We start from the raw sequence: 10,855 nt of genomic DNA, 5'->3' as shown, positions 1-10,855 counted from the left end.
GCACGACGAAACTGGCAGAACTATGAGAGTTTGGATCTCCCGCTGATAGACTCACGCTCTCTATCTACCAAAACCGGCAAGCAATGAACGGGGGTTGTTTTCACGTCAGTTCGTGGTGACTCGGCTGGTAGACCCGTGCCGCGTGTGTATCAATCACCTGAAGATACTTACCTCAGTGGTCATCATGGAAATTGTGCCGTCCAGACGAGAGGTTCTTGGTCTGATTGGGGCCGCGAGCGTTGCTGGCTTAGCTGGTTGTTCGAGTGGTCAAACCACCTCTGGGACGGTCGCGACCAAGACCCTCACCATCGGCGTACCGACCGACGATGGAACTGTTTCTGACGTCGTGGCCGCTGTACTCACATACGAACCAGAAGAACGGTTGGTGACGGGAGAGTACCCAGACATCCTCTCTGGAATCTTCCAAGGCCACTCGATGGCTGTTTCCGAACAGATACACGAACGGGTGAGCGGTCAATACTCGTACGTTCACTACGACACGAACATCGTTCCAGAGGATGGATCCGAACCGGCGAACGGACATGTGTCCCGGTCCGTCTTCAACACTCTTTCAATCGGGGGGACAGCCACCGTTGACCCGTACATGAAAGCCGTCGACGAGGACCACTCAGTCGGGTTTCTCCGCGTAGATACGACATCACCGTTGGAGCGGGCGCCAAACGAGACGACAGTGAACAGCTACAGTTGGGACGGACGCGTCAACGACGCGTAAGACCCGATAGACTCACGCTCTCTGTCTAACAAACACGGCAAGCAACGCTCCAGATTCTTCGACGCCGATTCGACTTGGCTCAGCGGGTTCGCCGTACACCGAGTCGGATGCTGTTCAGAGAAAGTCCACGTCGATTTCGTCAGTGATTCCATCGACGTCAAAGTCCGAATCCGCGACTGCGAGCGATTCACCGAATCCGTGCGCTGTCCCTGCGATGAACGCGTCACGAGCGGCGAGCGTCTGGCCTCGGCGCTGGAGATTCGACTGAAGTTCAGCGGCCACACGGGCAAGGTCGCCGGTCTCCTCAATGACGTCAACCCACTCCAATGCATTCTCTACGGCGTCGAAATCCGGGGGGCCCGACTTGAACACCTCCCCCTGGTACACTTCGAACATCACTAGCGGCGTCGTAACAGCTCGCTCGTCGAGGTGTGCGTCGATGTACTCAACGGCGGTATCATCACCATCGAGGTAATCGATGAGAACGCTACTGTCGTATAGCGTCACTTCCCGACGCTCCGTTTCATCTCTTTTCGGGCATCGCGAGCTTTCTCCGCGGCGTCGGTCCCTTCCCAGAGGCCCGCGCCTTCGCGGACGGACTTACGTCGCTCCTCAAGGAGGCGAGCGAGCAGATCGTTGAAGGTTTCGTCGTCACCTTTCAGTGCTGCGAGCGCCGAGTGAGTCTCATCATCAACACGAATGCTCTTGCTCATGCAAGTCCGTATACGCCACAGTATACATGAGAGTTGCCCAGAGTAGCTCACCGCTCGGCGTTGGCTACGCGAAGCTATCCAGAGGGGTCATAACGCGGCGCGGAACGTCGCGTTCCAGTGGTTCGCGGAGCACGACTATGGCCAGTCGAGCCGAACGCGTTCGGCTGGTCGAGCCACGAGTCAGCTGGCTCTGAAGTCAGGGACGCTTACACCTGACGGGGAGTTCTCGTCGGGAGATTGGCTGTCCACTGACAAGCCCACGAGTTCACTCGTGAGCCGCTGACTCACGGTACACAGACGCTCTCTGTCTATCAATTCCGGTGAACACCGAACAGCGCTGATTCCAGACCAGTTCGGATTGATACAACTGAGAGACACGTGCCGCGAGTCTATCACACTCTTTTTCCTTTTTACAGAAGGTACTTATCGAATCGTCATTGAATTCGCACATATGAACCGTCGGTCCCTCCTCGCCTCCCTCGGTCTCGCCCCTGCGTCGATGCTCGCTGGCTGTTCGGGTAGTTGTAGTCAGGGGTTCTTCGGCACCTCAATGCCACACGACGGAGAAATTACGGTCAAGCGTACCGATACGGTACCTGAACAAGCAACGATTATCCGATTCTCCGAGTTGTCTGACTCTGAGCAGTCGATTCTTCAGACGGGAGTTGACGACGGCGTCGTTCGGGCATGCTTGGACGACAATGATGAACAGGCAAGCGCCATGGAATCCTTTTCCAACCGGATGAAGGGAGAAGAAACGTATCTCGAGTATAAAACCAATCACTATGCCCTCGGGGTCCGAATGGCCGATGAGGTCTACGGTAGCGGCACGGCACCTCTATCGGAGAGTGACGTGGACCCGTGCTGTTGACCGCTGTTGGATCGAGACTGACAAACTGATACACCCACGCGCTCTGTCTACCAAAACCAGTCAGCGACGCGAACAGTTTGTTTCACACCGATTCAGCGTGACGCAGCTGGTAGACGTGTGCCGCGTGTGTATCGACCAGACTGAGAGCTAAGTCGATCCGGTTCATCGAGTCGTCAAGAATGGGGTTGCGAGAACTGTTCCCGTCCCTGTACGGAGAAGCCACCGAATTAGATGACAGAGGCGATAGCGAAATCGCAGCCGAATACTACGCTCTGAGAGCGTTCGCTGGATTCATCGACGCCGATTATGAACCCAAGCACTCGTCGTTCATCGGCTACGCTCACGCACTCGAAGCCATCAGCGCCGACGTACGCGCCGGGAATCACAGGCGGGCTATCCGATTGTTCGAATTCGTCCGACCAATGTGGGACGAACTCGTGGCAGTTACTGACGACCCCGTACGCGATGCGATACTCCACGAGTGGCATGGAGACGGACTACTCATGCTCGACGAACCGGAGGCGACCACGTACTACGAATACGCTTCAGAGGTCTACCACGAGCACCTCTCGTATCCGACGCAGAGCAACTGGAGCTTCGAAGAAGAGTTCGACTATGCGCACTGGGCGCTGTATGACTACGTAGAGGCATCTGGATACTCACTCCCCCTCGACAGAGGGGACCTTGCTCACGACTTCCATACACGGATTGATTTCAAACTCGGACTGACAGCCGACCGCTTCGATTGAGTGGGCTGCAGCTTGTACACTCACGTACTCTGTCTACCAAAACCGGCAAGCGAAGCAGTGGTTGTTTTGACACCGATTCGGCGTGACGCAGCTGTTGGACATGTGCTGCGAGTCGAACACTCTTCACAGAAGACACTTACCACCTGTTGACCGAATCGTGGTATGAACCGCCGTGCCCTCCTCTCCACTGTTGGAACTGGCCTCACCCTTGGACTCAGTGGGTGTGCATCGACAGCAGACCCTCAATCGACTTCGACCAACTCGGCTCAAACCACGTCGGCACCATCGCCAACAGAAACTCCCCAGTTAGCAACTCCGGGACCTCCCGAGTTCGATATCAGAGCCAGAGACGACCTCACACTCACTGTTCTGGTTACTGAGCACGACAACAGCGAACCGGTCTACGAACAAACGCACTCACTGAAGGCCGATGACGAATTGACACTCGATGACGCACTCGGTCGTCAGTCCTACGATATCACGTTTTCAATGGATGGAGAGACGGTGTGGCAGAGGGGGCTTGGAATCTGCGAATGGATTGAAGTATCCGTAGGCTCCGACGGGAGCGTCGAGATAGTGAACAGCTCAATTTGCTGAGTGCGCGTCCTTTCTCCAGCGCGGCCCTTTCGATACAGCCGTAGTATTGAGTTCCGAATGAAAGACACGCTCTGTATCTAACAAACCAGGCAATCGACGCGAGTAGTTTCTTTCACAGCGATTCGGAGTGACGCAGCTGGTAGAGTTGTGCCTCGAGTCTAACGACTCAGCACCCGACGAATCCGACGGAGTATGCCTCGCCTTGATACCAGACGACAACATCGTGGTAGCCCCAAATGTCCGGCACTGAGTGGCCGAGAACGATCCCGCCGTCCTCGACAGCGGTCTTGACCTCCCGCTGTCGTGACCCGGATAGATTCGAGTAGTTGTACTGTGTGGTTCTGGGGCTAATATCGTCGTCAGCAACCTGCGTTGTATCGAGCGTGTACGGACAGTGCGTTCGCACAGCATCCGGCGCCGAGGCCGTCGTGGTCGGTGGTGTGGGCGTGTCTGTTTGGGTGCTGCCTCCCGTGCTCGGGAGTGTACATCCTGCTATCGACACGAGAAGCACGAGAAGAACAGCGAGCACGCTTGCGCGCAGTCGAAGGGGAGGCATGTCAACCGCTCGACTAAATTCGAGCATAAACTTTCGGGGACAGTAGCCGCTGACAATGAGAGTTTGGAGGGCAGAGTTCTGGCTTTGCTACTCATAGCCCATCGCCTGTGTGGGCTCGATACGTGAGGCTCGCCAGGCAGGATACACCCCCGAGAGGATACCCACAGCGACACCCACACTGAATGCGAGACCGGTCCACTCCCAGAAGATGACGAATGGAACCTCGAGAATCACAGTTCCAACGTACCCAGCAAGAAGCCCTACCGCGACACCTATGGCCGAGCCAATAATTCCGATTAAGCCCGCTTCGATGAGAAACAGTGTGAGTATCTCTCGGCGCTGAGCACCGATCGCTCGTAACACGCCGACCTCGTGGGTCCGCTCGGTGACGCTGACGAGCATTACATTCGCGATACCGACGCTTCCGACGACAAGAGCGATGATAGCGACACCGAGGACGAACAGCGAGAGCGTCCGGACGAACGAGAGCAAGACGGTCAAGAACTGCCCCGTGGTCTGGATGGAAAATGCATACCCCTGTGGCATGAGCGTCGCGGCATCGGAGTCGTCTTCGAGATACGACCGGACTGCCTCGCGTGCCGTCGTCGCCTCACTGACGCTTGTGGGTCGGACGAACATAATAGGGTAGACGACGGTCGATTCGTTTACGCCCTGTAGCGTCGTCGATTGCTGGTAAAACGGGTCAATCGGGACGTAGAATCGTGGCTTCTCACCGAGGCCATCGAACGGGTCGACTGCGTTCGAGTCTGGAAGGATACCCACGACCTTAGCATCCACTGGCTCACCGCGTGGTGGCGTTAACTGGACTGTCGACCCGACGGTGAGATTGTCACGGAAGAGACCAGCACCAGCAGGGTTCACGACGACTGCACGTTCACCGCTGTTGAACCCTCGACCGCTTTCGAAACGGATGGACTCGAAGTACGCCGCGTCGACAGCGACGGCACCACGGCCGGCCACTGTGTCGTTGCCAAGTTCAATTGCAGACAGCCCAACACTCCCGCGGACGAGCACTTGCTCAACGCTTTCGAGTTGTTCGATGGCTACTCGGTCCCGTTCAGTGAACACCGGTCGTGCACCCGACCCAATTGTGTCAGGCGTTGCAGTCGGGCCGGCCCAGACGTTGAGTGTCGAGGCATCACCTGCAAGGTTTCCGACCAACCCAGCTTGGAGACTCCCACTGAGCGTGATGAGCGCGATGATTGCACCGACGCCGATAACGACGCCGATCGTCGTCAGCAGGGAGCGAATGCGGTGGCTCTGAACCGCATCCCAGGCCAGACCGACCGACTCGCGCCAGTGCATATCAACGCCGGAGACGACAACCTCATGTCACCTCACCACAGTGTTCGTCCACTCATGAGAAAATAAGAGTTGCCACAGGCTGGGGCATTTCATTCCAGAGAGGTATTTGAGACACAGTTAGCCAGTTGAAAATGAGCGCTGTGAATGTTCAGCTGGCCGTTGAAAGAGAAGACAACGACACGTGTTCTGGGAGAAGAACCTCCAATCCTCCCAACCATCGGTGAGCTGTGATTGTGCCATACACAATACACACATTATGTAATAGAATATTTTAACGTAATTCGCACTAGTAACTAACACACGATAGTCGGATAGTGCGGTTGCACTATGGGAGACTCACAGTCGACACGACGGGACATACTGAAGCTCTTGGGCGCGGCTGGCGCGCTGACAGGTGTTGGTGGGGCAGGCGTCGTCGCCGCTCAGGACAAAGGCAACGGAAACGGCAATGCCCCCGGCGAGGGAATGATGAACCAGTTGACCAACGGCAAAGGAATCAAGACCGCCCGTGTCCGGTTTGGCCACGTAGTTCCGGACGCTCCTCCGGTCGATGTCTATGGGTTCTTGCCACAGTTCAGGGAGCTGGGTGAAGTGCCGATTCAGAAGAATCTCCAGTACACTTCAATTCGACCGAACATCCCCGCAGAGTACGCCGATATTCCAGCGATTCCACTGGGGCTGAAGATTACCCCCGCAGGAGAAAAGGACAACCCGATTGTCGAAGTCAACCGCTTTAAGTTCAAAGCCGGCCGGAATCACACGCTCTTGGCTGCCGGTGAAGCCGTCTCCGAGGGGTATGACGAGCCACCGGTCCAGTTGCTCTCGCTCATCGACAACAAAGGCGAATCACCACCATCGTATGGGCGGACCGAACTGCCCGAGCCGGACAAAACGTACGTACGGTTCGTCCATGCCCTGCCAGATGCTGGGCGGGTCAGCGTGATGACCGCAGGTGAGACGAACGTCGATGGGTCGATCAGCGGTGGAGAGACGCTCGTCGAGAAGGCAACGTTTGGCGATGCGACAGACTACGTTGAAGTCGCCGAAGACGACACCTTCGTCATCAGCGAGCAGGGGACTGAACGAGCGACCGTGGGTGGCAACTTCCGTGAAGGAACGAAAAACACGGTGTATCTCGTCTCCCAGGCACCCGAGCCTGGCGGGCTCAAGCCGTTCGCCATCTCGAGTGTCGATGCGGCTGCTCGCCTCAGCTTACGCGTCCGCGAGTTGTAGCTCCTCGACGGACCGGCCGTCCCAGGCTTTCGGTTGAGCGAACAATCTCGTTGAGAGATTGTCCGGAGAAGAACCCCCGTTCGACCGGAGATTGAAATAGAGGGAGTCAATAGCATAGATAGCTGCGAATGCCACACGAGGGCCAAACGTCACTCAGTCCGTATGCATCGGATGCGCTGGAACATCTCCAGCAAGCCACTCTAGACACAGCGAGCCTTTCGCCAGACCAGGCAGTTAGCCTCCTCGAAGCAGGTCCGTTCGAGCGAGCCGATGCGGATATCGCACTTTCAGAACTTCTTGCAAAGGGATATCTCTACAAAGTCGGCAGCACGTTGTATTTCACACAGATTTGAGGCGGACACCCACGGCGTCAGTCGTGGGTAGCTGACGATCCTTGCGTCGAAGTGAGCCACCTTCTGCACCCCCGATACTCGGATACACAAGAATTGCTAACAAAACAATGGGTTATCATTATGACAAACGTCACAAATAATTCATTCAGAGAGACAGATGAGGGGGGCACTATGGAAGTAGAGCCGGCGAAGTGTCCGGAGTGTGGGAGCTACCGAATCAGCGTCACTGTCACACCGAACGGTGAGGAAGTCCCAACCAGATGTGGGCAGTGTGGATGGCGACAGGGTGGCTGATCCAAATCGGGGAGCCAATTTTTCAGCGACTACAATCACGTTTTCAAAGGTCTGAGCCGAACGCACCGCGGAACTCCTCGTCGGTGAGTCGCCGTGGGTGGTCAGGATACGCAGCCAGGACTCCCGGACTGGACACCGCGTTGCGGTACTCGCGGTAGGCGTTATACGTTCGTGAACCGTCACGGACCGTCTCCGTTCCCCGAGCGCCCCCAAAAATCGCCCAGTCGGTTTCTTTCTCGTAGTTGAACCACAGCGCCATCCGAATGTCCTCTGCCTCGAAGTACGCGAACGCCTCGCGAATCCACTGGCCTTTCTTGACGACATCGGTAGTTCCGTCGAGATGTGAAGACGAGCCGTATTCGGAGATTACGACCGGCTTCGAGCTCACGCCTCGAATAGCGGTCAGAGCAGCGCCGTAGAGGTGCTCGGGAGCGATCCACCCACCCCACTTCGACCAGTTGTAGCCGTGGATGCCACACCAATCGACGTAATCATCGCCGGGATAGAACTCCTCGAACGACCACGAACCGCGGCCGACGTGATTGACCGTCCAGACCCACTGGACGTGATTGTTGGTCAGTCCTGTCGCCATCACGATGTCATGGACTCGTCGGTACATCTGGACGTAATCAGCGGGTGTCGTCTCACCGCCTGAGGCGTCCCACGGCACCCAATCGCCGTTCATCTCGGGGGCGAAATTCAGGTAGAGTCGACGCTCGGTACCCTCGCGTGGGCGGAGCCATCGGTCGAACACGTCGGCCCACCGCTCGAACAGGCGGTCGTGGGTCCCCTCGGCGATGTCCTGGGGAACCCTCGCAGGCGTCCCCTCACGACCATCCACGAACGGTTGCCAAATGACGTGCGGGATACTCCCGTGCTCCCAGATCGGGGTCAACACCGATTCACCAAACGTCAGGAGTTCGTCCGCAGAGAGACCGACATCGGCGAAGACACCGACGACGGCGTTCTCTCGACCTTGCCATCGTTCGAGGGCAGCGAGCCGGGTGAAGGTGCCGTCCTGTGGCGTCACACCGAGCAACAGGTGGCCCGAGCGCGTCTCGAACGACTGCGGTGTCGATTCGGACATCAAGGTGTCAGTCGACGGCACCTCGGTGGTCGTTGGCGTCGACGTTGGCGACCCAGAGGAGAGCGATTCTCCAATAGGGTCGGAGTCGTCGCTGGCTGTGCGTCGAGCGATGGTGTTGTACAGTTGTGCACCACCAAGGAAGACCCCCACCGCCCCACCACTGAGACCGAGAAAGGTCCGACGATTCATACACACTGTAGTGACTGAAAGATGATTGTTATAGGGGCAGTGGCCGCTGAAACTTCGAATCAGCAAACGCTAGAATGAGTCGTTAAACGGCCTGCAACCCAGATATTTTCGAACTCGAGTACTGCAACGGATTAAATGAGCAATTTTGGTACATTCATACTGTAAATAACAAAGCCCCAACAGTAATATCGACAGTACAGTAATGGCGGAGATACAGTCGTGTTCGGACGGTCGTGCGTGGAATGGACCCTCCGATGGTGTGAAATCGAATGACGACACGTGTCGCGAGTCGGTCGAGACCGGTCGAGACAGCCACCTAGGCCACGAAGACCCTCACAGGACTCAGGAGTGTCTCCGGTGAGCACCGCGGCAGTTCGGTCCATCAACGCAAACGTGCTCCTCTGTGGGCTTTTCTTGCTTGTCTCGCTGGTCGTCGGCGTCACGTTCGTGCCGCTGTGGGTGTTGCTTGGGTGTGGCATCCTCACGGCAGTGGTGGGCATGACGCTTCTCGCCTCGAAGCGATGGCCAACCGTGTTCGACCGACTGTTCGGCGTTCGAGTGACCGTTCGGCCGAGGCTCTGGATGGCCGGCTTCATCACGGCCGGCATCACCACCGTACTCTGGCTGACGTCCAGCCTGAATCTGGAGACAATGTTCTTCTCAATCGTGGTGGGCGTCTCGGCATCGGTGTTCATCACCACGGGAGCAAGCGCTGTCGGTCATCGACTAGAACCCGTTTCACTCACGCTCTGGATAGTGACGCTCATCGCGGGGGCGTTAGCGGGGTCAACTCTGGCAGGGCTCTGGACTGGAGAGGCAGGCTCCCCGCTGTTCCTCGCGGCGTTCGTCGTGTTCTTCGTCTACGTCTGGTTCGTCGTCCCACTCGCAGTCTACCAGCGCTATACCACGACTGATGATGCATACTCGGAGACATCACTCCCAACGGTGAGCGTCATCGTCCCGGCATACAATGAGGAAGGATACGTCGGACGGTGTATCGACCACATCCTCGCCTCGGAGTACCCCAGTGAGAAACTCGACGTGCTGGTCGTCGACGATGGGAGTACCGATGGCACGCTCACGGAGGCACGTGAGCACGCAGGGACCGCAGCACGGGTCCACACGAGACCCAACAGTGGCAAACACGCAGCACTCAACTACGGCCTCGAGGCGACCACGGGTGAGATCGTCATCATCATCGACGCCGACAGCTTCGTTGAACCGAGTGCACTGGCGCGCATCGTCACCTCCTTTGGTACCGACTCGCGAGTCGGTGGCATCGCTAGTGACGTCCGCGTCGTCAACCGGCAGAACAGTGTCAGCCGGCTCCAAACCCTCGAATACGTCCTCGGTATCAACACATACCGGCGAGCGTTCGATTACTTCAGCGCAATCCCGGTCGTTCCCGGCTGTCTCGGTGCGTTCCGACGTGAAGCACTTCTCGAGGTCGGCGGCTACGACAACGACACCCTCACCGAGGACTTCGACGTCACTATCAAACTCCTGAAAGCGGGCTGGACGATCAGACACTCCTCGGCACGCGTCTGGACAGAAGCGCCGTACTCCTGGCGTGACCTCTACCGGCAGCGTGTCCGCTGGAACCGCGGCAACCTCGAAGTGCTCCAGAAACACGCCGATGTATTCGCTAGCGATGCCTCTCGCTATCTCCACCGACTCGTCTTTCCGTTCCGGCTTGGAACGATGCTTCTGGCACCAGTCGTCGCCGTTGGTGTCACCATCGCGGTCGGCCTCAGTGTCCTCACTGGCAACCTCGAGACCGTCGCGGGTATGGTGACATACTTCGCCCTCGTCGGAACGTTCCTGGCGACACTCGCGATTCGCCTCGAAGGCGAAAGCCTCCGGCTTGTCCCGTATGCGATACCCCTCGTTGTCGCCTACCCGCTGTTCCAAGCAGTCGTCATTGCGGTCAGCATCGCGTACACGCTATCGAGTCACGACCGCAAGTGGGCAAACGTGAAGCGGTTGGCACAGGACCCTGTCGCCGAACGGGTCTGAGGACTCGACGAACGACGACCCTCATCGAATTCCTCCCACGGCTAACGCCGTGAGCTTCCTCCTCGCATCTGTGTAAAACAGTTCGACGAAACGAATCTCACCACTCATTAAATGTCCCTCATCTATGACTAACAATGA

At 57.3% G+C, this 10,855-nt stretch carries 11 protein-coding genes; 6 read left to right on the top strand and 5 right to left on the bottom strand.

The window, feature by feature from the left end; all coding sequences use genetic code 11:
* Positions 1–175 precede the first annotated feature (175 nt).
* On the top strand, positions 176–733 hold the full coding sequence (locus tag M1L36_RS09745; protein WP_250873546.1) for a hypothetical protein: 558 nt from the start codon (positions 176–178) through the stop codon (positions 731–733).
* Positions 734–847: 114 nt separating this feature from the next.
* Here M1L36_RS09745 and M1L36_RS09740 read toward each other — a convergent pair whose 3' ends face one another.
* Together M1L36_RS09740 and M1L36_RS09735 are read right to left on the bottom strand one after the other, a co-directional pair.
* Positions 848–1,240 (bottom strand): PIN domain-containing protein, encoded by a 393-nt coding sequence (locus M1L36_RS09740; protein ID WP_250873545.1) that lies wholly within the window; start codon positions 1,238–1,240, stop codon positions 848–850.
* Complete coding sequence (locus M1L36_RS09735) at positions 1,237–1,446, bottom strand: antitoxin VapB family protein (protein ID WP_250873544.1); 210 nt, start codon at positions 1,444–1,446, stop codon at positions 1,237–1,239. The genes M1L36_RS09740 and M1L36_RS09735 overlap by 4 nt, the downstream gene beginning before the upstream one ends.
* A 451-nt stretch (positions 1,447–1,897) precedes the next feature.
* On the opposite strand from M1L36_RS09735, the gene M1L36_RS09730 reads away from it, so the two are divergent.
* From M1L36_RS09730 to M1L36_RS09720, 3 genes are all read left to right on the top strand, one after another.
* Positions 1,898–2,317 carry a hypothetical protein gene (locus M1L36_RS09730; protein ID WP_250873543.1) on the top strand — a complete coding sequence of 140 codons (420 nt, stop codon included), beginning with the start codon at positions 1,898–1,900 and terminating at the stop codon, positions 2,315–2,317.
* A gap of 179 nt (positions 2,318–2,496) precedes the next feature.
* Complete coding sequence (locus M1L36_RS09725) at positions 2,497–3,066, top strand: hypothetical protein (protein WP_250873542.1); 570 nt, start codon at positions 2,497–2,499, stop codon at positions 3,064–3,066.
* Between the two features lie 162 nt (positions 3,067–3,228).
* Positions 3,229–3,663: a hypothetical protein gene (locus M1L36_RS09720; RefSeq protein ID WP_250873541.1), complete on the top strand. Its 435-nt coding sequence runs from the start codon at positions 3,229–3,231 to the stop codon at positions 3,661–3,663.
* A gap of 166 nt (positions 3,664–3,829) precedes the next feature.
* Here M1L36_RS09720 and M1L36_RS09715 read toward each other — a convergent pair whose 3' ends face one another.
* On the bottom strand, positions 3,830–4,219 hold the full coding sequence (locus M1L36_RS09715) for a DUF7979 domain-containing protein (RefSeq protein WP_250873540.1): 390 nt from the start codon (positions 4,217–4,219) through the stop codon (positions 3,830–3,832).
* 87 nt (positions 4,220–4,306) lie between these two features.
* Positions 4,307–5,545 (bottom strand): ABC transporter permease, encoded by a 1,239-nt coding sequence (locus M1L36_RS09710; RefSeq protein WP_250873539.1) that lies wholly within the window; start codon positions 5,543–5,545, stop codon positions 4,307–4,309.
* A gap of 327 nt (positions 5,546–5,872) precedes the next feature.
* On the opposite strand from M1L36_RS09710, the gene M1L36_RS09705 reads away from it, so the two are divergent.
* A complete protein-coding gene (locus M1L36_RS09705) occupies positions 5,873–6,778 on the top strand; it encodes a DUF4397 domain-containing protein (RefSeq protein ID WP_250873538.1) in 906 nt (301 codons plus the stop codon).
* Positions 6,779–7,468: 690 nt separating this feature from the next.
* On the opposite strand, the gene M1L36_RS09700 is transcribed toward M1L36_RS09705, so the two are convergent.
* The gene (locus tag M1L36_RS09700; RefSeq protein WP_250873537.1) at positions 7,469–8,512 is read right to left on the bottom strand and encodes a glycoside hydrolase family 26 protein; all 1,044 of its coding nucleotides are present in this window, start codon (positions 8,510–8,512) and stop codon (positions 7,469–7,471) included.
* Between the two features lie 546 nt (positions 8,513–9,058).
* Here M1L36_RS09700 and M1L36_RS09695 point away from each other — a divergent pair.
* On the top strand, positions 9,059–10,717 hold the full coding sequence (locus M1L36_RS09695; RefSeq protein WP_250873536.1) for a glycosyltransferase family 2 protein: 1,659 nt from the start codon (positions 9,059–9,061) through the stop codon (positions 10,715–10,717).
* The last annotated feature ends 138 nt before the right edge of the window (positions 10,718–10,855 follow it).

Origin of the sequence: Halomarina rubra, from assembly GCF_023699475.1 — an archaeon.
GTDB lineage: Archaea > Halobacteriota > Halobacteria > Halobacteriales > Haloarculaceae > Halomarina > Halomarina rubra.
Note: the sequence above shows the minus strand (reverse complement) of the source record. Positions and strands in the feature narration are given on the sequence as shown.

Bases quoted from the DNA above. Each gene is read 5' to 3' on its own strand.
- M1L36_RS09735 (WP_250873544.1), bottom strand. From the start codon at position 1,446: ATGAGCAAGAGCATTCGTGTTGATGATGAGACTCACTCGGCGCTCGCA.
- M1L36_RS09730 (WP_250873543.1), top strand. From the start codon at position 1,898: ATGAACCGTCGGTCCCTCCTCGCCTCCCTCGGTCTCGCCCCTGCGTCG.
- M1L36_RS09725 (WP_250873542.1), top strand. From the start codon at position 2,497: ATGGGGTTGCGAGAACTGTTCCCGTCCCTGTACGGAGAAGCCACCGAA.
- M1L36_RS09720 (WP_250873541.1), top strand. From the start codon at position 3,229: ATGAACCGCCGTGCCCTCCTCTCCACTGTTGGAACTGGCCTCACCCTT.
- M1L36_RS09715 (WP_250873540.1), bottom strand. From the start codon at position 4,219: ATGCCTCCCCTTCGACTGCGCGCAAGCGTGCTCGCTGTTCTTCTCGTG.
- M1L36_RS09710 (WP_250873539.1), bottom strand. From the start codon at position 5,545: ATGCACTGGCGCGAGTCGGTCGGTCTGGCCTGGGATGCGGTTCAGAGC.
- M1L36_RS09705 (WP_250873538.1), top strand. From the start codon at position 5,873: ATGGGAGACTCACAGTCGACACGACGGGACATACTGAAGCTCTTGGGC.
- M1L36_RS09700 (WP_250873537.1), bottom strand. From the start codon at position 8,512: ATGTCCGAATCGACACCGCAGTCGTTCGAGACGCGCTCGGGCCACCTG.